A 20,372-nucleotide genomic window follows, 5' to 3' on the forward strand; every position below is an offset into this window, starting at 1 on the left:
CTCGCTCAGCGCGAGCCCGGCCAGCCACAGCAGCTGGAACCCGGCCGCGAGCGCGGCGAACAGCAGCGCGCGCGGCCAGCGCCGCTGCCCCGCCCGCCGCCAATCGGCCGCGCTCAAGGCCAGCAGCCAGACGAGGCCGAGGCCGAACGGCGCGAAGGACAGGCGCACGCCCATCAGCACGCCGAACAGGAAGAGCGCCGCGGCCGTCCGCCCCCAGGTCCTGCGCTCCATCGCCCGCTGCCAGCCCCACAGGTACCACCAGAGCACGGCGATGCCGGTCGCCTCCGACATCGGGCGGACGCTCTGCAGCCAGAGATACGGCGCGGTAAGCGCGAGCAGCGCGGCCAGCAGCGACCAGGCGGGCGACAGCCTGCGGCGCGCCAGCCGCCAAAGCGGAATGACGGACAGCGCGCCCATCAGAATATTAAGCGCGTCGTAGGCTTGAACGGGATCCGGCACGAACCGGCGCAGCGCCATGGCGCCCAGCACGAAGTACGGATACCCCGGAAAATGCGGCTGCATCGCCAGCAAGTCGAACCGGTCGAGCGCCAGCGCGAAGTCCACCTCGTCCCAGCTCGCGGCGAACGGGCTGCGATGCTGCCAGCCGTAAGCCGCCCATGCGAGCACGCACAGAAAAACGGCGGCGGGCGCGGCCCATCGCGAGAACGCCGAAGCTTCGCGCGGGCGGACGCCCCTCCCGGCCTCGTCCATAGCCACGACGACGCCGGCCGGTACCATACCGCCATCATCGCTTCTAGACAGGCCAGGGATGCTGCCGCCTTCCGCTTCCGCCGTCCGCCCGAGCCGATCCGCCCGCGCAGCCGCCGACGCCGTCGGCTCATTGCCCGCTTGCTCCGCCATGTCTTCCCTCCGCTCCATGCCGATTCTGAAGTTTATCCATAACGCCGTTTGGGCACGGAGATTGCCCGTTGCCCTTCCCAGCCGCGTATTCCGGCTCGGCACCCTGCCGTTTTGCCTAGCCTTCTCTCGCTTGGCCCGGCGCCGCCAAGCGTTTCCGCTTGCTACCCGTACCGCCGCTCTTTCTCCGCCGGTGCCGTCGAGGCCGCGCGCCGTAACGCCGGCTCTGCAGCCCGCGTCCCCGCAACGGCCTCCGCAGCGTTCTGCCGTTCGCGCTTCGCAATGGGCCGCCGCATTTCCCGCCATATCGCCGGCAGCACGTGACCGAGGTACTTGCGGAATTTGATGAACGATTGCCCGTGAACGCGCACCTGGTACGTAATCGGCACTTCTTCCATCACGAAGCCTTGGCGGACGAGGTTGAGCGTCAGCACCTGCGCGTAGTTGTAGTCGTGAATGATCTCGGCGCGCGTCATCGCCTCGCGCGAGAACCCCCGCATGCCCGACTGTCCGTCCCAAATGACCCGCCGGAGCAGGATCGCCTGCAGCAGCGTGAAGCAGACGTTGCCAAGGCGGCGGTGCAGCCGCATGCCGCGGATGGTCCCTTTGAACCGCGAGCCCATCGTATAATCCGCCCGTCCTTCGAGAATCGGGGCGATCACGTTCGGAATTTCCGCCGCCGGATACTCGTTGTCCGCGTCGATCATGAGCCCGACGTCGGCGCCCAGCCGCAGGCAGCCCGCGAGCCCTTCGCGAACCGCCGCGCCCAGCCCGCGATTGGCCGGGAACGACGTCACATGGTTGGCGCCCGCCCGCCGGGCTTCTTCGACCGTCCGATCCGTCGAGCCGTCGTCGACCACCAGTACCTCGACCGTCCAATCCCGACCCATTTCCCGGGGAATACGCGCGATGACGTGCCCGATATTCCCTTCTTCGTTATGGGCGGGCAGGAAGACGACCAGCTTCTTCATGCGATTCGTTGTTGCCATGCAGCTCTGCTTCATGCCGTTCCTCTCTTCTTCGCATCGGCGGTCTCGAACGCGTCCGTCAAAATCGGTCCGCGGCTGTGGCTCGGCAGCGGCGCGCCGAGCAGATAGCTGAGCGTCGGGGCGACGGAGATGAGCGACTGCTTGGCGTCGACCTTGACGCCCCGCCTGACGTTCGGCCCGTACAGGAAGAACGGCACGTACCGCTCGCCTTCGTCCAAATGCCCGTGCCCGCCGATGCCGTCGGCCTGTCCGTGGTCCGCGCATACGATGAACGTCGCGCCGTCGGCATCCCCGCGCGCCGCCAACCATTCGGCGAACTCGGCGATGAGGGCGTCCGCTTCTTCGATCTTTTGCCGATATTCCGGATACAAGGCGCCCATGCTGTGCCCCGTCTGGTCCGTCGCGATGAATTGCACGACCAGGAGGTCGGGATCCTGCTCCGCCATGATGAGCTTCGCCCGTTCCATGATGTTCCGGTCCGCCTTGTCGTTATGCATGACGGCCGTCACGCTCTCCACATCATCCCCCATGGAGTCGATCAAGTGCGCGATACCGAGCAGCCGGCCGCGTTTGCCGACCTTCCGCAGGCTGTCGAAGATGGATTCCACCTTGATGCCCAGCTTCCAGACCATATTGGACGTGATCCCGTGCTCCCGGGGGTACGCGCCCGTAAACATCGAGGAGAAGCAGACGACCGTCCGCGCCGGATACACCGTCTCCATCTGCGTGTATTCCGTGCCTTCCGCGCGCCACTTCTTCAATAACGGCGCGTTCGCCTCCTCGAACCGGTCCTTCCGCATGCCGTCGATGACGAGCACGAATACTTTGCCGCCCGCCTGCCGCTGCGGCCGTTCGACCGGCTCCGTTCGTCCGGGAATCTCCTTCGGCTTCCAGTCGAACAGATTGCGGTGCAGCACCCAAGCGTAGATTGCGGTACAGGCGAGGAAGCACGCGTACGTCCACCAGCCGAAGTCCTGTCCGCCCGCCGCCTTGTCCGCCCACTTGGCGCCCGCCGTATCGATGACGAAGAGGAGCAGCAGCACCTTCGGCAGCTGTTCCTGGGCGTTGCCGCTCGTCGAGTCGCTGTTCTTCAGCACCAGCTTCCAGAAACGCTTGAAATTCCACCAGGACGTCCCGATCCGCAGATGATAATAGAACGTGCCCCAGAAGTAAACCGTGAAGAACAGGAACAGTCCGATTCCGAGCGCGTAGAGACCCAGGTGCAGCGGCGCGTCCCGCCACAGCACCAACGCCGCCACGAGGGGCAGCCATAAGTAATTGCGCAGAAACAGCGGGAAATCGTAGGCGAAATACAACGCGAACAGCGGCAGCGCCGCCAGCAGCCCGAGCCCGAGCCGCGTCCAAAAGCCCGCGTCTCCCCAGCTTCCAAGATGATAAAGCGCGAAAACCGCGACCGTGAAAATCGGCGTGAACGGCTTCCCTTCGTTCAATAAATTCCAGCAGCGCGCCGCTACGATCTCAAAACCCGACGCCTTCTTCATTCGTGTCGCCCCTCTCTCCCGCGGAAGCGCAGCCAGCCGCGGATTTCCGTCCATGTGACGGCGGTCATGGCCATCGATACGCCCCCCGCGATATACGCAAACGCGAACTTATAGCCGTGCGACAGCAGCGCCGCCGTATATGCCGCGCTGCCCGCGACGCCGAGCACGCCGAGCGATGCCGTGAGCGTCGTCTCGTACGTGCCGATGCCGCCCGGCGTGACGTGGAAGGCTTGTCCCGCGATCGTCATGCCGGTAACCCACACCGCTTCCAGGGGATTAACCTGCAGCCCCAGTGCCTGCGCCACGCCGTAAACGACCGTCCCCTCCAGCAGCCAGCTGGCCAGCGTCAGGAACGCCGCGCCCGCGCCGCGCTTTGAGGTCAACGTCGCGCGCAAATGCCCGTAATGCCGCAAAACAAACGCGCCCATGCGCTGCATGCGCGATTCTGGCGTTTCCAGCCTTTCGTCCGTGGGTCGGCGCTGTCTCCCGCGTATGACCCGGTGCCGCCAACGTTCCAAGCCAAGCCAACCGGCCGCAGCCGCCAGCGCGCCGATGCCCGCCGCGAGCATGAACCGCGGCGACGCTTCGAGCCCCAGCACGACCGCGCCGGCGGCGCCGATGAGCAGCAGCGACGCCAAATCGAGCACGCGCATCGCGGCGACGCCGTGCAGGGCGTCGTCCCACCGCGCCGTGGTGCCGCGCACGAGAAGTCCCGTGCGCGCCAAGTCCCCTGCCTTGACGGGAAGGACGTGGTTCATCAATAAGCTTACGAGCAGCGGATGCACGTAATGCTTCAGCGGGTCGTGATGTTCCCGTCCGGCATACAGCCGCCACGCCAGCGCCTTCAGCCAAAACGACGCCGCGTAGCCCCCCGTCATCAGGAGAAGCAGGCCCGGTGAGCGAAGCAGCCGCATCGCCGCTTCGCCGAACAAGTCTCCGCGGAACCAGCGCAGCGTGAACCAAACAAAGAAGGCGGCCAAGATCAGCCCGCCCAGCGCAACCGCGAATTTTCGCATCGTCCATCCTGCCGTTTCGTCGTTCGTCGTCTCACTCCGATAAATGAGAACCGTTATCATTCAGTATAGTGGCCGGTGCCGGTGCCGTCAAACCTTTTCCGCGCGCCAAAAAGCCGACTCCGGAGCAGATGGGACATCTGCCGGAATCGGCTTTCGGGTGGTCAAGCGATTAGCCCTGCTTAACGGCGATCCGGTTCAAGGCGCGCTGCAGCGCAAGCTCGGCGCGCACTTGATCGTAATCGTCCTTGCGGCCGCTCATAAGCTGCTCCGCGCGCTGCTTCGCCGCTTCCGCGCGAGCGAGGTCGATATCGGCCTGACGCTCGGCGCTTTCGGCGAGAATCACGACCTTATCCTTGCGGATTTCGAGGAAACCGCCGTTTACGGCGATTTTCTCTTCGGCGTTCTTCAGCTTGATCGTGACCGGCGCGATCTTCAAAGGCGTGACCATCGGGATATGATTCGGCAGAATGCCCATCTCGCCCTCGGAGCCTTTGACGATCACCATATTGACATCCTCAGCGTAAACCTTACGCTCAGGCGTTACGATTTCCAGTAAAAAGGAGCTCATGACCTTACCCTCCCATGCGCCCTACGCGGTAAGACGCAACTTCGTAAGCTTCGGCGAATTAAACCTCTTGCGCGAGTTTCTGCGCCTTCGCGACAGCATCTTCGATCGTTCCGACGTTGTGGAATGCCGGTTCCGGAAGGTTGTCGTGCTTGCCTTCGAGAATTTCCTTGAAGCTGCGTACCGTTTCTTTAACCGGCACGTACAAGCCAGGCATGCCGTTGAACGCCTCGGCCACGTGAAGCGGCTGCGACAGGAACAGTTGGATGCGGCGAGCGCGGATAACGATGAGTTTGTCTTCTTCGGACAACTCGTCCATGCCGAGGATCGCGATGATATCCAAAAGCTCTTTGTAGCGCTGCAGCAATTTCTTTACGCTTTGCGCGACTTGGTAGTGCTCTTCGCCGAGGATCTCGGGCGTCAGGATACGGGAAGAGGACGCGAGCGGGTCAACGGCCGGGAAGATACCCATTGCCGCGATGTTACGCTCCAGGTTGGTCGTTGCGTCCAAGTGGGCGAAAGCCGTTGCCGGAGCCGGGTCGGTGTAGTCATCGGCAGGGACGTAAATCGCTTGGATGGAAGTAACGGAACCTTTCTTGGTCGACGTGATCCGCTCCTGCAGTTGGCCCATTTCCGTTGCCAGCGTAGGCTGGTAACCTACCGCGGACGGCATGCGGCCGAGCAATGCGGATACTTCGGAACCGGCTTGCGTAAACCGGAAGATGTTATCGACGAACAGCAGAACGTCTCTTCCTTCAACGTCACGGAAATACTCGGCCATGGTCAAGCCTGTCAGGGCTACGCGAAGACGTGCGCCCGGAGGCTCGTTCATCTGACCGAATACCATTGCGGTTTTCGCGATAACGCCCGAATCGCTCATCTCGTGATAAAGGTCGTTACCTTCGCGCGTACGTTCGCCGACGCCCGCGAATACGGAGATACCGCCGTGCTCTTGCGCGATGTTGTGGATCAGCTCTTGCATCGTGACCGTTTTACCTACGCCCGCGCCGCCGAAGAGGCCGATTTTACCGCCCTTGGAGTAAGGAGCCATAAGGTCGATAACCTTGATGCCCGTTTCGAGAATTTCTTGCTGCGTCGACAGCTCTTCGAACGGAGGAGCTTGACGGTGAATCGGGTTCGCGATCGAACGGTCGACGTCGCCGTTGTTGTCGATCGGATCGCCGAGTACGTTGAACACGCGGCCCAGCGTAGCAGGACCGACCGGTACCGTGATCGCGTTGCCCGTGTCGACGGCTTCCGTGCCTCTGACAAGGCCGTCCGTGGACGACATGGCAACGCAGCGAACCAAGTTGTCGCCGAGGTGCGTCGCGACTTCAACCGTCAGGTTGATGTCGACTTCGCCCGGGTTTTGAGCTTTTCTCTCGATTTTGATCGCATTCAGAATCTCAGGCAGATGGCCGTTCTCGAACGCGATGTCGACAACAGGACCCGTAACCTGGACTACATGCCCCTTGCTCATTCTTGTACCTCCTGTAAGCTTTCCGGAGGAAAGCTGGCTCCGGAAGCATCATCTTAAGCTTTCCGGAGGAAAGCTGGCTCCGGAAGCATAGTCTTGAGTTTTCCGGAGGAAAACTTACTCCGGAAGCATAAATCTATATGGCCGATCTTATTGTTGTGCGTTCGCGCCGCCGACGATCTCCGCGATTTCCTGCGTGATTGCCGCTTGACGCGCACGGTTGTAGTTCAGCGTCAGGGAGGCGATCATCTTCGTCGCGTTCTTCGTCGCGTTGCCCATTGCCGTCATCCGCGCGCCGAACTCGCTTGCTTTGCCTTCCAATACCGCGCTGTAAATGACCGTTTCCGCGTATTTCGGCAGCAGCACGTCGAGTACTTTCTCCGGGGACGGCTCGTATTCGTAACTCGCCTTCGCGCCCGTGAATTCCGACTGATCCAGCGGAAGCAGCTGCTTGATGACGGGCACTTGGGTAATCGCATTGTAGAACTGGTTGTACACCAGGTTCAATTCGTCGTACTTGCCACTCTCGAAGCCCTTGACGGCAGCTGCCGCCAACGTCTTGATATCGGCGAATTTCGGCGAATCGGACAGTCCCGTGACTTCCTCCGCCAGGTTGATGTTCCGGCGCTTGAAGTAGTCGCGGCCTTTGCGCCCGATGACGAACACCTCGTATTCCGCGGGAGACTTATGCTTCTCCTGGATCGTCAGCCATACTTTACGCAGCACGTTCGCATTGTAACCGCCCGCCAAACCGCGATCCGACGTGACGACCAAATAGGCCGTCCGCTTGATCTCGCGGCTTTGCAGCATCGGATGCTTGATCGTGCCTCCGCCCGACGCGATGCTCGCGACCACTTCGCGGATTTTGTCGGTGTACGGACGGGAAGCCATGGCTGCGTCCTGAGCCCGCTTGAGTTTCGCGGACGCGACCATCTCCATCGCCTTCGTAATCTGCTTCGTGTTTTGCGTGCTCTTGATCGAGCGTTTGATTTCGCGCATGCCTTTAGCCATTCGTTGTCACCACCTTGTTACCGGCTCGTTCCGGCAAGGGCTGGCGGCCCTTCCGCGGCCGATTCTATACCGCGCTAGCTTTCGAACCGCACGCAGCTCGCCGCATGCGGTCCGAAAGGTGAAGCTATGGTTATACCGATACCGCGAAGCTGTTCTTGAACGCTTTGATCGCTTCGACCAGTACTTTTTCGTTATCGGAAGTCAGGTCTTTCGTGTCGCGGATGGACGCGTAGATTTCCGGCTTGTTCGCGTCCACATAAGCCAGGAGGCCTTGCTCGAAACGGCGTACGTCCTGTACCGGGATGTCGTCCGTATGGCCGCGCGTAACCGTGTACAGCGATACGACTTGACGCTCGACCGGCAGCGGCTGGTTAACGCCCTGCTTCAGGATCTCGAGCGTGCGCTCGCCGCGGTTCAGACGGGATTGGGTGACTTTGTCGAGGTCGGAACCGAAGGCGGCGAACGCAGCCAATTCGCGGTATTGGGCAAGGTCGGTCTTGAGCGTGCCCGCAACCTTCTTCATGGCTTTGATTTGCGCCGAGGAACCTACCCGGGATACGGAGTTACCGACGTTAACCGCCGGACGCTGACCGGAATAGAACAGGTCGGACTCGAGGAAGATCTGTCCGTCCGTGATCGAGATGACGTTCGTCGGAATGTAAGCCGAGATGTCGCCGGCTTGCGTCTCGATGAACGGCAGCGCGGTCAGGGAACCGCCGCCAAGCTCGTCGTTCAGCTTCGCCGCGCGCTCCAGCAGACGGGAGTGCAAGTAGAAGACGTCGCCCGGATAAGCCTCGCGGCCCGGAGGACGACGGAGCAGCAAGGAAAGCTCGCGGTATGCCGCCGCTTGTTTGGAAAGGTCATCATAGATAACGAGAACGTGTTTGCCGTTGTACATGAAGTACTCGCCCATCGAGCAGCCCGTGTAAGGCGCGATGTAGAGGAGCGGGGACGGCTCGGAAGCGCTCGCCGTAACGACGATCGTGTAATCCAGCGCGCCTTGCTGGCGCAGCGATTCGACGACCGTACGAACCGTGGATTGCTTTTGGCCGATGGCAACGTAGATACAAACCACGCCGTTGCCCTTTTGGTTGACGATCGTGTCGATCGCGATTTGCGTTTTACCCGTTTGACGGTCGCCGATGATGAGCTCCCGTTGGCCGCGGCCGATCGGAATCATCGCGTCGATCGCTTTGATGCCGGTTTGCATCGGCTCGAATACGGATTTACGGGCCATGACGCCCGGAGCCGGGGATTCGATCGGACGCGTAGCCGTCGTCGCGATCGGACCGTTGCCGTCGACCGGCTGGCCCAGCGCGTTAACGACGCGGCCCAGCAGCGCTTCGCCGACCGGAACTTCCATGATGCGGCCCGTTCTTTTCACTTGGTCGCCTTCGCGGATGCCCGTGTAAGGACCCATGATAACGACGCCGACGTTGCTCTCTTCGAGGTTAAGGGCCATGCCCATTACGCCGTTCGAGAATTCGAGCAGTTCGCCAGCCATGGCGTTTTCCAGGCCGTGAACGCGCGCGATACCGTCACCGACTTGGATGACCGTACCGACGTCAACGACTTGAATTTCGGATTTAAATTGTTCGATCTGTTGTTTAATCAGCGTGCTGATTTCATCAGGTCTGATACTCAATGCCGTTCACCCCTATCTACAGTGCTTGAGATTTCAACGCTTTTTCGAGCCGAGCGAGCTTGCCGGACAGGCTGCCGTCGTACAGACGGTCGCCGATGCGCACTTGCACGCCGCCGAGCAGAGCCGGTTCGACGATTTGCTTCGCGATAATGCGTTTGCCGACCAATTCGCCGAATTGCGCGGAGACTTTGGACAGTTCCTCGTTCGTCAGCGATTTCGCCGTATATATCGTAGCGTGAGCTTGACCGAGCGCTTCTCCCGCTACTTTCGTATAAGCTTCGTACACTTCGCCGATCGCGCCTTGACGGCCGCGGACGATCAGAAGCTCTACCGTGTTCAGAACCATAACCGACACTTTGTCGGACAGGGCGCCTTTGATGATGGCGATTTTTTGGCCGACTTCGACGTTCGGCAGCGCCAGGAATTTGCGGATTTGCGCATCTTCCGTCAGCGCGTCGACGACGATTTTCAGCTGCTTCTCGACATCGGCGACCGCGTTGTTGTCTTGGGCCAGTTCAAACAGCGCTTTAGCGTAGCGTTTAGCTACGGCATTTTCGCGGCTCATTTGCTTCCAACCTCATTCAGGTATTGGTTCACGAGCTGCTCCTGCGACTTGTCGTCGATTTGCTTCTCGATGATTTTGGACGCGATCATGACGGACATGCCGCTGACTTGACCGCGCAGGGCCGCGATCGCCTTGTTCTTTTCGCTTTCGATATCTTTGACGGCTTCGTCCTTCAGGCGAGTCGCCTCGGACTTGGCGGCGTGAACGATTTCTTCCGCTTGCTTCGAGCTCGTTTGTTTTGCTTGCTCGATGATGTCGTAAGCATCCTTGCGCGCTTGCTGAAGCGTGGATTTTTGCTCTTCGTATTGTTGTTCCGCTTGCTTGCGGCTGTTCTCCGCGTTCTCGAGCTGTTCTTTCACGAACTGCTTGCGCTGTTCCATGATGGAAAGCAGAGGACCGAACGCGTAACGGCTAAGCAGCCAGTAAAGAATTCCGAAAGCAATCAGTTGGATGAAAAAATTGGACCATACGATATCCAACGTACGTCACTCCTTTCCATGAATTAGCCAGCTGTCTAAAGGCAGCTAGCAAAAGGAAGGCGCGGAGGCATTGGCACTCCCCGCCATTTTTGCGAGTATAGTCTTAAGCTTCGCCGTAGAAAATGAACGCAAGGACGAGGGAGATGATCGGCAGTGCCTCTACGAGCGCTACCCCGATGAACATCGTCGTTTGAAGCGTGCCGCGAAGTTCTGGTTGACGGGAAATACCTTCAACCGTGCGACCGACGATCAAACCGTTACCGATACCTGCACCCAGTGCTCCAAGACCAAATACAATTGCTGCTGCAATTAAAGCTGTTGCTCCCATTGATAAAATCCTCCTCTAAATGTTTGAAAATAGTAGTTTTATGTTGTCCCGCGTTAAACGGGGTTGTTGCTGCGTTAATGTTCTTCGTGCACGATCGCCTGCGACATATAAACCATGGTCAGCATGACGAATACGAACGATTGGATCGCGCCGATAAACATGCTGAAGCCTTGCCATACGATGAGTGCAGGAATACCGACCCAACTCAGCTGCATGATAACGGAAATCATGACCTCGCCGGCGAAGATGTTCCCGTAAAGACGAAGCGACAGCGACAGCGGCTTGGAAATTTCCTTGATGACGTTCAGCGGGAAGAATGGAATGTAAGGTTCGAAGTAGTGTTTCAGGTAATGTTTGCGGTTGCGGCGCAAACCCTCGATGTGCGTAAGAACGATAACGATCGCCATCAAAGCCCCTGCAACAGCCACGTCCGCCGTCGGAGATTTCCACCACGCGATATGCGCTTCTTCTTCTCCGTCCGGGAGCACGAGATCCATGCCCAGGAACGTCGACCCGTGATGCGCTTCCGTAACGATACCGAGCGGAAGGCCCAGCATGTTGGCTACGAAAATGTACATGATCAACGAGATTCCGAGAATCAGGTAAGGACGGCCCTTTTTCACATCCATCGATGTTCCGATCAGGTTAATGACGAACTCGATAACCCATTCCAGAAAGTTTTGCATTTTGGTCGGATTCGTTACGGACGCGCCGCGTACGGCTACCCTAGCAAGCACGAACACGATAATGCTGGTGACAACAATCGTAAGTATTGCAGCCAGATCCCACCGGATGCCGAGCCAATGCACTTCAGGAAAAATATGTTCCATTAGTTGTTTTCACCCCTTTCATCGGAAGAATGCCTTGCTGCCGTTCTGCGTTTGGATCGAAATCCCAGTATGAGTGTTGCCAATTGAGCAACAAATAATCCCGCGACCGCTCCGTAGACGCTAAAAGAAAAGTACCTGGTAGCCACGACCACCGCAAGCAATCCGATGCACGCGCGCGTAAGAAATCCGAGGTTATTCCGCTTGGACCCTTTCGCGGCCGCGTTCGCGCCGATTCGCCGTACTTTCCACGAAAGATGGAAGGCGTTTACAAGACTAGCCGCGGCTCCGAGAATCAGTCCGCCGAAGATCGGTTTATGATCCGGGAACACGGCCCAGCCGATGAAACACAGAGACAAAAAAAAGAACGTTATGCGCATTACCGTTCGAAGGTGGCCGGACAGGTCATCCATTATTTCGCTTTGCCCCCTGTAAACGTTCGAATCAGAAGCACCGTCATGATGACGGCCACGACAAAACCCGCGGCCATGCCGACGATGTCGCCGTGCCCGGCGTCAATCTTCGACCCGATCCAATACCCCAATCCGAGGCAGGCACCGATCGTGCCGCCGACGGATCCGATCAAGCCCATGGCTTTCCACGGATGGTCGCCGAAATTGCCGTTTCCTGCGTTGCGATTGTTGTCGTTATCGGATCGATTCAACATGAATCACTCCAAAACTCTTATTTATTTTAGCCAAGCGGGTTCCCGTTTGTCAATTGATATAAATTCAAACAGTTTGTGAACGGTGCGCCGAAAACCCTTGATTTACCTGGGGTTTTCGGATTCGCAAACCGTACAGTAGCACTGTATGCTGTAACGTTGGCGGGCATGCCTGCCTACCAGCGCAAACTATGAACGTTGTGTGAACGGGACGGGCCGTTCGACACGCCTCCCAAAATGATGCAAAATCGCCTGGACGATCCGGACGGAGGCTTGTCCGTCGCCGTAAGGATTGGCCGCCCGGCTCATCCGTTCGTAGAGCTGCGCGTCCGACAAAAGCGCGCGCGCCCGCTCGTACACGACGGCCTCGTCGGTGCCGACGAGCTCCAGCGTGCCCGCTTCGATGCCTTCCGGCCGCTCCGTCGTGTCGCGAAGCACGAGCGTCGGCACGCCGAAGGACGGCGCTTCTTCCTGAAGACCGCCGGAATCGGTCATGATCATGTACGTGTGCGGGTAGAAATTGTGGAATTCGAACACGTCGAGCGGTTCGATCAGCTTGATGCGCGGATGGCCGCCGAGAATCTCGTTCGCCGGCTCGCGAACGGCCGGATTCGGGTGCACCGCGTAGACGATCGCGACGTCTTCGAATTCGTCGGCGATGCGCTTCACCGCGCGGAAGATGTTGCGGTGCGGCTCGCCGAGCGCCTCGCGTCGGTGCGCCGTCATCAGAATCATCCGCTTGCCCGCCGCCCAGTCGAGGACCGGGTGCTTGAACGCGTCGTCGACCGTGTACTGGAAGACGTCCGTCGCCGTGTTGCCCGTCACGTAGATGGCGGATTCCGGCTTGTTTTCCTTGCGGAGGTTGTCCGCCGCTTTGCCGGTCGGGGCGAAGTGCGCGTCGGACAGCACGCCCGCCAGCTGGCGGTTCATTTCTTCGGGGTACGGGGACAACTTGTTCCAGGTGCGAAGTCCCGCTTCCACGTGCCCGATCTGGATCTGCTGCACGAACGCGGCGTAGCTCGCGAGGAACGCCGTCTGGGTGTCGCCGTGGACGAGCACCATGTCCGGCTTCGCTTCGCGAAGCACCGGCTCCAGCCCTTCCAGCACGCGGACGGTCATTTCCGTGAGGGTCTGGCGGTCCTTCATGACGTTGAGGTCGTAATCAGGCGCGATCTTGAAGAAATCGAGCACCTGGTCGAGCATTTGGCGGTGCTGCGCCGTCACGCAGACGAGCGGTTCGATCTCATCGGGGTGCTTCTTCAGCTCCAGCACGAGCGGAGCCATCTTCACCGCTTCCGGGCGCGTGCCGAAAATGGTCATTACCTTTAATTTGGACAAGGAAAGTCACTCCTAATTATTTGGTTCCGAACATGCGGTCGCCCGCGTCGCCGAGGCCCGGCACGATGTAGCCGTGGTCGTTAAGGTGGCTGTCCAGCGAAGCCAGATAAATGTCGACGTCGGGGTGGGCGTCCTGGACGGCCTTCACGCCCTCCGGCGCCGCGATGAGGCACATGAGCTTGATCTGGGTGCAGCCGCGCGACTTGAGCGAGGCGATCGCGGCATTGGCGGAACCGCCCGTCGCCAGCATCGGATCGACGACGATCAGCAGCCGCTCCGTGGCGTCCGCGGGCAGGTTCACGTAGTACTCGACGGGCTGCAGCGTCTCGGGGTTGCGGAACAGCCCGATGTGGCCCACCTTCGCGGCGGGAATCAGCTTCAGCATGCCTTCCACCATGCCGAGGCCGGCGCGCAGAATCGGGATGAGGCCCAGCATGCGGCCGGAAATGACCTTGCTCGGCGCTTCGACGATCGGCGTCTGGACGTTGACCGTCTCGAGCGGCAGGTCGCGCGTGATCTCGTACGCCATCATCGTGGCGATCTCGTCCACGAGCTCGCGGAAATCTTTCGTCTTGGTGTCTTTGTCGCGAATATACGTCAGCTTATGCTGAATGAGCGGATGGTCGCAAATCGTTAGCGTGCCCATGTTCAATCCTCCTGGAGATCTTCTTCAACTGAGTATTATAGCATCCGGCGCCCCTTTGTGCACACGGACTTTGCCCCGGCCGAAATCCTACGTCAAAGTATGCCCGAAACCGCCGAATTCCTGCCATTGAAGGGACCCCGCCCGACCGCGAGGAAACGGCGTCCAAAGCGCCGCGGGGAGGCGGCGTTAGCTGCCCCCGCCGCCGCAGGACGACCCTCCGCCGCACGAGGAGCCGCCGCCGGAGCAGGAAGATCCTCCTCCGCCGTCCCCGCCCCCGGAACAGGACGATCCGCCGTCGCCGCCGTCGCCGCCGCAGGACGTCCCGCCGCCGTTGTCGCCGCCGTTGTCGCCGCCATCGCTGCTGCATACATAGGAATTGCCATAGGCCGCGTTATCGTCCCGCCGCACCGCGTCGTCCGTGCGGAGCTGGTCCATCTGCGAACCGAACGCGTCGGGCGATCCCCAGGAGTAATAGAAGAAGCCGGCGGACAGCAAGCCCGTCGACAGGGCGTTCGCCGACCAGTCGTCGTCCCGCGCGCGAACCGGCTCGTCGCGCCGCGAAGCGAGCTCTTTCCCGCGCCCGATCAGATGCGAGACGACGTCGTCCAGGTCCGCGAACCGTTCGGCGGAGCGAACGTTGAAGCGCGCCCGGCGCAGCTCCTCCGCGCTCCGCGTCTCCAGCTCCCGCATGAGGCCCTGCGGCATCGGCGTCCGGTAGAACGGCCCCCACAGCGCCTCGCTGCCGGCGGCCGGGAGGAACAGCTCGCCGTACGCCCAGTCGAACCACGCCCGCTCGCCGGGATCCGGCTTGGCGTCCGGCGCATGCGGCGCGTGATGGATGAGCTGCCCGCAGAACGTCTTGCAGAAGTCCTCGTATTCGCGCGTGAACATCAGCATCTCGTGCCAGACGTCGTCGACCGCCGCGCTGTACATCGGCACGCCGCGCAGGACGCCGCACAGCAGGAAGTACCGCTTCAGCTCGAACCAGCGCCACTGCCACTCGCCTTCGCGCAGGTTCGGCGCGCCGCGGAGCACGCGGTCCTTGACGCGCGCTTCGAAATCCGCCGGCAGCGCGGCCTCGAGCCGCATCGCCGCGGACCGCGCCGGATGGCCCTCCGGCACGCCGAGACACGCCGGCGGCGTCCGCAGCGGCGGGGCCGGCCGGCGCTTCGCCGGACTCCGGCTCCCGCCTCTGACGGCCCGCGAGCCGCGCGCGGGCTTCGCCATCTGCGACAGGATGACGATGGCCACGACGATGATGACGATCATAAAGAAAGGCATTCGGAACGCACCCGCCTTTTCGGGAATCTATACGTCCATCATAGCATGCCGCCCGGGGGCCGAAGGAGGTTTTTGAGGAAAAATTAACCCGATTTGCCAGCGGGCGGCAGACCGCGCGGCGCCATGCGCGGACATGCGAAAAAATCCCCTCCGGCGGGCGGCGCCGGGCCGCGTGCCGAAGGGGATGCTTCATGCCGCATGGGCGGACCGCCCGCCGTAACGGGCGGCCTTCGCGTTTTAACCGCGCAGCAGCAGCCGGTTGACGTAGTCCACCGTGAACTTGACGCCTTTGTCGCCGAGCTCGCCCGTCCACGTGCGGGAGTGCGGCTCGATGCTGAGGCCGCCCTGATAGCCGACGCCGTACAGGATCGCCATGAACGTGCCCCAGTCGGTCTGGTCGAGGCCGGCCGGCGGATCGTCGAAGCGCTTGCCGTTCACGATGACGGAGCCCTTCACGTGCACGTGGAGGAAGCGGTGGCCCCAGTCCGCCATTTCCTTCAAATAATCCTGTCCCGCGTAACGGGCGTGGGACGGATCGTACTTGATGCCGAGCTCCGGCAAGTGGCCGTGGATGAGCTTCCACGCCGTCTCGTCGACGATGAAGCTGTTCCAGTGGCAGTTGTACGTGGCGATGCGCACGCCGCGCTCACGGCCGTAATCGAGCAGCTTCTCGAAGTAGGCGATCGCGGCGCGGACGTTCTCGTAATACGACAGCTCCTCGACGTAGTTGGCGCCGCAGACGAATACCGGGCAGCCCAGCTCTTGGCACGCGTCGATCAGCGTGTACGACGCCTGCAGCTCTTCCTCGACGATGCTGCCGTCCTTGGCGATCCGGTCCGCGCCCCAGCGGCCGATCGAGCCGACGGCGACGCCGGCGCGCGCGCTGGCCGCTTTCAGCTCCGGCACCTTGACCGCGAACTCCTCCGCCGGCACGCCGACGTTAATGCAAAATTCCACGAACTCCAGGCCGAGACCCGCGGCGTAGTCGAAGCTTTCCGCCTTCGGGTCGGCGATGATTCCCAGTTTCATGTTCGGTTTCTCCTCCGATCGTTATGATGCGTCCGTCCGCCCGGACGGAGCATGGCTTGCCGGCCGCCCGCGCGGACGGTCCGGCCCGTTAAGGCATTCGACGCACGCGCACCTCATGCCTGCCGGCGTCCGCAATTCGGTAGAGCGCCGAGCCGTCGTCGCGGACGGCGGCGGGCGCGACGGCCTCGCCGTCCAGCGTCACCTCCGCGTCCGCGGCGTCCGCCAGGTCGAGGGCGACCGACCAGCCCGGCCGGTCCAGCGCGAAACGGATCGTCTCGGCGCCGTCCGCGCGGCTCACGGCGAGCGCGAGCCGGTTGGCCGCCTCCCCGAGGCCGAGCTCCACCTGCTCCACCGCGGCGTCGTCCCACGCCCGCGGCAGGCGCGGGCGCAGCGTGAGCGTCCGCTCATGGGCCGACGGCTGGATGCCGAGCATGCGCGTCAGCATCGGCCAGACGATGCCGTAGACCGTCCACGCCTGCACGAAGCAGCCGTAATCGGGCGACATCTCCGAGATGGACCCCGGCAGGCGCAGGCCGAACGTCGAGGCGATGAGCTTCACGAAGCCCAGCGACTCGTCCATGCGGTCGTAGCGGGCTTCCGCCACCGCCTGCACGCCCGTCGAGATCGTCATCATTTGGTCTCGGTACATGCCCGACAAATACGTGCCCCACGGCCCCGTGAACTCGTCCGTGCCCATTCGGTCGAGCGCCCGCAGCGCCTTGTCGCGCGGCGCGAGCCCGGTCTCCATCGGCGTGTTGATGACCCAGTTCTTGAACAGCCACGCCCGCTCCAGCTCCGGATCGAGCGCCGACAGCTCCGCCTTCATCGCTTCCATGTCGCGGACGGCATGCTCGGCGCCCATCGACCGGGCGCGCTCGATGTACGTATCGATGCGGCTCGCGACCTTGCCGACGGACGCCATCGCGTCCGCGTACAAGCCTTCGTCCTCCAGCCACAGGTCCCCGTTGATCTTCGCGCCGAGACGCTCCGCGAGGTCCGCGTACGCCGCCGCGCCGCGCGGCTCGCCGAGGACTTCCGCCATCCGCGAGCCCGCGTTCAGCGCCGACCACGTGTAGACCGCGGAGTCGATCAGTTCGACGTTCAGCCCTTCGATCTCGATGATGCCGTAGCCTTCCGGGAGCAGATCGCCGTCGGGATCCATCTCCTCGAGCAGCCATGCCAGACCCCGCTTCACGCCGGGATACATGTCGCGCAAGAAGGCCGTATCGCCCGTCCACAGGAAGACTTCCCACACGCATTGGATGAAATGCGCCGTCTCCTGCGTGTTGCCGGGGTTCGCGACGAGCCCGCTCGTGGACAGCTCGTGGATGATGCGGCCGTTGCCGTTCGCCTCGTCGGACGCCTTGCGGAGCAGCGCCAGCGTCTCCTGCGCCATCGACAGTCCGCCTACCGGCAGCAGCCCGAGCAGCGCGTAGCTGTTGTCGCAGCCGAACCACCACGGGTACTCCGGATGGCCGGCGCCCATGCCCCGCCCGATCTCGGGGACGTCGCGCACGAACCAATCGTTGTGGAACTTGACCCAATCGAATACGCGCTGCAGCCGCTTGTCCGGGATCGTCAGCACGGTTTGCGCGGCGATGCCTTCGTAGCGGCGGCATTTCTCGTCCCAGAGGCGGACATGGTCGTTCGCAAGCCTCCGGAAGGTTTGCTTCGCCTCCTCCTCCGAGCGATAAGAGCCCGCGACGAACAAGCGGATCTCGCTTTCCCCGCCGGCGGGAACGGCGACCCGTTCGTAGCGCAGCTCGCCGCTGACGCCCTTGCCGGCCGTCCAATGCGGGCCGAACAGCTCGCGGCCGACCGCGCCGGACGCGAACGGCCGGTCGGCGCCCACGGCGACGTGCCACGGGTTCGCGGCGTCGCGCGCCAGGAACAGCCCTTCCTCCGGGGACAGCCGCCCTTCGTCGAAGCCGTCCTCGATGCCCTTGCCTTCGGAGAACCAGACGGGACTGAGGTCCGTGCGCGCCAGGAAGCGCAGGTCGAGCTCCCGGTCGCGGCCGCTCGTGTCGCGCAGCGTATAGCTGACGACCAGCCCTTCGGCGTCGTCCGGGCAAAATTGGCGGCGAACCGCTTCAAGGCCCAGCCCCGGCAGCGCGTAGCGGTGCTCGTTGAAGAACGGGTAGTTATGGAAGCTGTCCGCTTCCGTCAGCCATTCGCCCGGCGCGCCGGCGGCTTCGCCGCTGTCCGCGGCGTGCAGCCAGAAGCCGTCGAGCAGCTTGATCGGATGCAGCCAGAGCCCGCCCATCTCGAGCTTGACGTGGTGGCCGAAATCCGGGAACCCGCCGTTTTGGCTCCCGATGAGGTACGTGCGGTTGCCGGGCGTGATATAGAGATCCTTCCAGGACAAGCCGCGGGCCGGACGCGATTCGCGGTACGCTTCGAGCGCCGGGCCGGCGTTCAGCTTCGTGGTGGACGTTACGGTCATCTTCATAGCCTCCTAGGTCAATCGGTATCGGGTAACGGCGAGCAAGGCATAGCACGCGCAGCCGGCGGCAAGCGTGACGGCAAGCCCGGCCGTGACGGATGCGGCGACGGCGAGCCAGGAGCCCCACACCCCCGCGACGCCATTAAGCGCGAAATAGTACGCGGAGCTGCCGGGCGCGCGGCGGTCCTCCGCCTGCAGGCCGGCGGGCAGCGGAATGCCGAGCAGCACGCCGTAGAGCAGCATTATGCCGCCGAGCGCTGAGAGCCGCCCAGCCTGGCCGAGCGCCATGAGGCTCTCCCCGGCCGCCGCCTGCAGGACGAGCAGAACGGCCGTCAGCGCGACGATCGCCGCGGCCGCCGCGAGCGGTTTGACGGCCTGCCGGCCGGCGATGCGGCTGCCGAGCGCGCCGCCGAGCAGCATCGGCACGATGACGACGAGCGCGGCAAGCGCCGGCGTGCCGGCGTAGGCGAGGCTCTTCTGGATCCAGACGGTCTGGATGCACATATAGCCGACGCCGATCAGGCCGTAATACGCGTACGCGCCCGGCCGTCCGCGCGACTCGCCGCGCGGCGCGCCGCGGCGCCAAGCCAGCAGCGCGAACAATAGCGTCAGCGCCGCGATGGCCGCGAGCCACTGGGTCATGGCCTTCGGCAGCGACGGCTCGACGAGGAAGAAGAACGGCTTGTCGTCCGTCGTCGGGTAGACCTTGTAGTCGGAGTCGCGGACGAAAGCGCCGAACGGCGTCCGCCCGTCCAGCAGCGGCTTCAGCAGCGCTTCGTCGGACCCCGGCAGGAACAGCTTCTGCAGGCCGAGCGACCGCGCGCCCGCCCGCAGGAGCTCGAGCTGCCCGTCCGCGAGCTGCGATTTCTGGATGACGCTGAGCGTCAGGTTCGGCGCGGCGGAGCCTTCGGGCGCCAGCAGCAGCGCGGTATGGCTCGCCGCCTCCTTCGCCGGCAGGCCGTCCGCGCGCATGAGCGCCTCGAAGCCCGTGTAATAGGCCCGCAGCCCTTCGATGCCCTGGTGCGAGATGACGATGATCCGGCCGTCCGGCGTCAAGCGCTTCAGGTACGTCGCGAACGCCTCGCGGGTGAACGCGTAATTCTCGGACAGCGCCTGGCCGCCCACGCCGCCGACCTGCGAATACACGAGGTCGAGCACGATCAGGTCGTACGATTCGCCGCTGCGCTCCAGCACGCTTCGCCCGTCGCCGACGACGGTATGGACGCCGGGCAGGTCGAGGATGCCGCCGTTGTAATCGGCCATCGACCGCGCCGCCCGCACGAGCCCGGAGCTCAGCTCGACGGCGGTGACGTCCTTGGCGCCCGCCAGCTGGGCGTACAGGATGTCGCGTCCGCCCCCGGCGCCGACGATGATCGCCTTGTCCGCTTTGCCCGCCGCGAACGGCAGAAACTCGATGTCGCGGGCGAGGCCGTCCATTGAAGCCAGGTCGCCGTCGTACTTGTACATGTAGCTGCCCGCGCCGCCGTCCACGAACAGGATGCGGCGGCGGTCGTCGGACGTGGCGACGGCGTCGGTGCGCGCGAAGCTGTCCCAGTCCGTGCGCAGGACGCGCGCGGCGGGATCCGACTGCAGCGTGCCGACGATCGTCTTGTCCGGCGCGGCGCCCTTCATGGCGGCATAGTCGAGCCGCCAAAGGTTCGCCGCCGTGCCCGCCGGCAGCGCGCACGCCGCGGCCGCCGCGAGCGCGA

General features: G+C 62.8%; 20 protein-coding genes. All 20 read right to left on the reverse strand.

Going from position 1 to position 20,372, the window contains the following annotated elements; genetic code table 11:
* On the reverse strand, positions 1-861 hold an 861-nt coding region (locus I8J29_RS31355), incomplete at its 3' end, for a glycosyltransferase family 39 protein (RefSeq protein ID WP_208851219.1).
* Between the two features lie 161 nt (positions 862-1,022).
* Complete coding sequence (locus I8J29_RS31360) at positions 1,023-1,829, reverse strand: glycosyltransferase family 2 protein (RefSeq protein ID WP_208851233.1); 807 nt, start codon at positions 1,827-1,829, stop codon at positions 1,023-1,025.
* 29 nt (positions 1,830-1,858) lie between these two features.
* Positions 1,859-3,349, reverse strand: a complete 1,491-nt coding sequence (locus I8J29_RS31365; RefSeq protein WP_208851220.1) for an alkaline phosphatase family protein — start codon at positions 3,347-3,349, stop codon at positions 1,859-1,861.
* Positions 3,346-4,365, reverse strand: coding sequence for a lysylphosphatidylglycerol synthase transmembrane domain-containing protein (locus I8J29_RS31370; protein WP_208851221.1), 1,020 nt, complete (start codon positions 4,363-4,365; stop codon positions 3,346-3,348). Before I8J29_RS31370 ends, I8J29_RS31365 begins: the two co-directional genes overlap by 4 nt.
* Before the next feature lie 169 nt (positions 4,366-4,534).
* Positions 4,535-4,933: a F0F1 ATP synthase subunit epsilon gene (locus tag I8J29_RS31375; RefSeq protein WP_090642543.1), complete on the reverse strand. Its 399-nt coding sequence runs from the start codon at positions 4,931-4,933 to the stop codon at positions 4,535-4,537.
* Positions 4,934-4,991: 58 nt separating this feature from the next.
* Positions 4,992-6,410 carry a F0F1 ATP synthase subunit beta gene (gene atpD, locus I8J29_RS31380; RefSeq protein WP_208851222.1) on the reverse strand — a complete coding sequence of 473 codons (1,419 nt, stop codon included), beginning with the start codon at positions 6,408-6,410 and terminating at the stop codon, positions 4,992-4,994.
* Between the two features lie 147 nt (positions 6,411-6,557).
* Positions 6,558-7,418 (reverse strand): ATP synthase F1 subunit gamma, encoded by an 861-nt coding sequence (gene atpG, locus I8J29_RS31385; RefSeq protein ID WP_208851223.1) that lies wholly within the window; start codon positions 7,416-7,418, stop codon positions 6,558-6,560.
* 130 nt (positions 7,419-7,548) lie between these two features.
* Positions 7,549-9,063: a F0F1 ATP synthase subunit alpha gene (gene atpA, locus I8J29_RS31390; RefSeq protein WP_208851224.1), complete on the reverse strand. Its 1,515-nt coding sequence runs from the start codon at positions 9,061-9,063 to the stop codon at positions 7,549-7,551.
* Between the two features lie 16 nt (positions 9,064-9,079).
* Positions 9,080-9,628 carry a F0F1 ATP synthase subunit delta gene (locus I8J29_RS31395; protein WP_208851225.1) on the reverse strand — a complete coding sequence of 183 codons (549 nt, stop codon included), beginning with the start codon at positions 9,626-9,628 and terminating at the stop codon, positions 9,080-9,082.
* Complete coding sequence (atpF, locus tag I8J29_RS31400; RefSeq protein ID WP_208851226.1) at positions 9,625-10,107, reverse strand: F0F1 ATP synthase subunit B; 483 nt, start codon at positions 10,105-10,107, stop codon at positions 9,625-9,627. The genes I8J29_RS31395 and atpF overlap by 4 nt, the downstream gene beginning before the upstream one ends.
* Positions 10,108-10,210: 103 nt before the next feature.
* Entirely contained in the window at positions 10,211-10,435 is a 225-nt protein-coding gene (atpE, locus tag I8J29_RS31405) for a F0F1 ATP synthase subunit C (RefSeq protein ID WP_110041963.1), read from the reverse strand.
* A gap of 74 nt (positions 10,436-10,509) precedes the next feature.
* Positions 10,510-11,265, reverse strand: coding sequence for a F0F1 ATP synthase subunit A (gene atpB, locus I8J29_RS31410; RefSeq protein ID WP_208851227.1), 756 nt, complete (start codon positions 11,263-11,265; stop codon positions 10,510-10,512).
* Positions 11,265-11,675 carry an ATP synthase subunit I gene (locus tag I8J29_RS31415; RefSeq protein WP_208851228.1) on the reverse strand — a complete coding sequence of 137 codons (411 nt, stop codon included), beginning with the start codon at positions 11,673-11,675 and terminating at the stop codon, positions 11,265-11,267. Before I8J29_RS31415 ends, atpB begins: the two co-directional genes overlap by 1 nt.
* The gene (locus I8J29_RS31420; protein ID WP_090642529.1) at positions 11,675-11,929 is read right to left on the reverse strand and encodes a hypothetical protein; all 255 of its coding nucleotides are present in this window, start codon (positions 11,927-11,929) and stop codon (positions 11,675-11,677) included. Before I8J29_RS31420 ends, I8J29_RS31415 begins: the two co-directional genes overlap by 1 nt.
* A 186-nt stretch (positions 11,930-12,115) precedes the next feature.
* Positions 12,116-13,264, reverse strand: coding sequence for a non-hydrolyzing UDP-N-acetylglucosamine 2-epimerase (wecB, locus tag I8J29_RS31425; protein WP_276316362.1), 1,149 nt, complete (start codon positions 13,262-13,264; stop codon positions 12,116-12,118).
* 16 nt (positions 13,265-13,280) lie between these two features.
* Positions 13,281-13,910, reverse strand: a complete 630-nt coding sequence (gene upp / locus I8J29_RS31430; RefSeq protein WP_090642526.1) for a uracil phosphoribosyltransferase — start codon at positions 13,908-13,910, stop codon at positions 13,281-13,283.
* Between the two features lie 186 nt (positions 13,911-14,096).
* Positions 14,097-15,191, reverse strand: coding sequence for a glycine-rich domain-containing protein (locus I8J29_RS31435; protein WP_208851229.1), 1,095 nt, complete (start codon positions 15,189-15,191; stop codon positions 14,097-14,099).
* 237 nt (positions 15,192-15,428) lie between these two features.
* Positions 15,429-16,220 (reverse strand): sugar phosphate isomerase/epimerase family protein, encoded by a 792-nt coding sequence (locus tag I8J29_RS31440; RefSeq protein WP_208851230.1) that lies wholly within the window; start codon positions 16,218-16,220, stop codon positions 15,429-15,431.
* 88 nt (positions 16,221-16,308) lie between these two features.
* Entirely contained in the window at positions 16,309-18,663 is a 2,355-nt protein-coding gene (locus I8J29_RS31445; protein WP_208851231.1) for an alpha-L-rhamnosidase-related protein, read from the reverse strand.
* Between the two features lie 12 nt (positions 18,664-18,675).
* A partial coding sequence (locus I8J29_RS31450; protein ID WP_208851232.1) for a spermidine synthase occupies positions 18,676-20,372 on the reverse strand: 1,697 nt, incomplete at its 5' end.

The sequence above is a fragment of the Paenibacillus artemisiicola genome, assembly GCF_017652985.1.
Lineage (GTDB): Bacteria > Bacillota > Bacilli > Paenibacillales > Paenibacillaceae > Paenibacillus_Z > Paenibacillus_Z artemisiicola.

What these genes read in the sequence shown, in the direction of transcription:
- I8J29_RS31360 (WP_208851233.1), bottom strand. Translation starts at nt 1,829, where the DNA reads ATGAAGAAGCTGGTCGTCTTCCTGCCCGCCCATAACGAAGAAGGGAAT.
- I8J29_RS31365 (WP_208851220.1), bottom strand. Translation starts at nt 3,349, where the DNA reads ATGAAGAAGGCGTCGGGTTTTGAGATCGTAGCGGCGCGCTGCTGGAAT.
- I8J29_RS31370 (WP_208851221.1), bottom strand. Translation starts at nt 4,365, where the DNA reads ATGCGAAAATTCGCGGTTGCGCTGGGCGGGCTGATCTTGGCCGCCTTC.
- I8J29_RS31375 (WP_090642543.1), bottom strand. Translation starts at nt 4,933, where the DNA reads ATGAGCTCCTTTTTACTGGAAATCGTAACGCCTGAGCGTAAGGTTTAC.
- atpD (WP_208851222.1), bottom strand. Translation starts at nt 6,410, where the DNA reads ATGAGCAAGGGGCATGTAGTCCAGGTTACGGGTCCTGTTGTCGACATC.
- atpG (WP_208851223.1), bottom strand. Translation starts at nt 7,418, where the DNA reads ATGGCTAAAGGCATGCGCGAAATCAAACGCTCGATCAAGAGCACGCAA.
- I8J29_RS31395 (WP_208851225.1), bottom strand. Translation starts at nt 9,628, where the DNA reads ATGAGCCGCGAAAATGCCGTAGCTAAACGCTACGCTAAAGCGCTGTTT.
- atpE (WP_110041963.1), bottom strand. Translation starts at nt 10,435, where the DNA reads ATGGGAGCAACAGCTTTAATTGCAGCAGCAATTGTATTTGGTCTTGGA.
- atpB (WP_208851227.1), bottom strand. Translation starts at nt 11,265, where the DNA reads ATGGAACATATTTTTCCTGAAGTGCATTGGCTCGGCATCCGGTGGGAT.
- I8J29_RS31415 (WP_208851228.1), bottom strand. Translation starts at nt 11,675, where the DNA reads ATGGATGACCTGTCCGGCCACCTTCGAACGGTAATGCGCATAACGTTC.
- I8J29_RS31420 (WP_090642529.1), bottom strand. Translation starts at nt 11,929, where the DNA reads ATGTTGAATCGATCCGATAACGACAACAATCGCAACGCAGGAAACGGC.
- upp (WP_090642526.1), bottom strand. Translation starts at nt 13,910, where the DNA reads ATGGGCACGCTAACGATTTGCGACCATCCGCTCATTCAGCATAAGCTG.
- I8J29_RS31435 (WP_208851229.1), bottom strand. Translation starts at nt 15,191, where the DNA reads ATGCCTTTCTTTATGATCGTCATCATCGTCGTGGCCATCGTCATCCTG.
- I8J29_RS31440 (WP_208851230.1), bottom strand. Translation starts at nt 16,220, where the DNA reads ATGAAACTGGGAATCATCGCCGACCCGAAGGCGGAAAGCTTCGACTAC.
- I8J29_RS31445 (WP_208851231.1), bottom strand. Translation starts at nt 18,663, where the DNA reads ATGACCGTAACGTCCACCACGAAGCTGAACGCCGGCCCGGCGCTCGAA.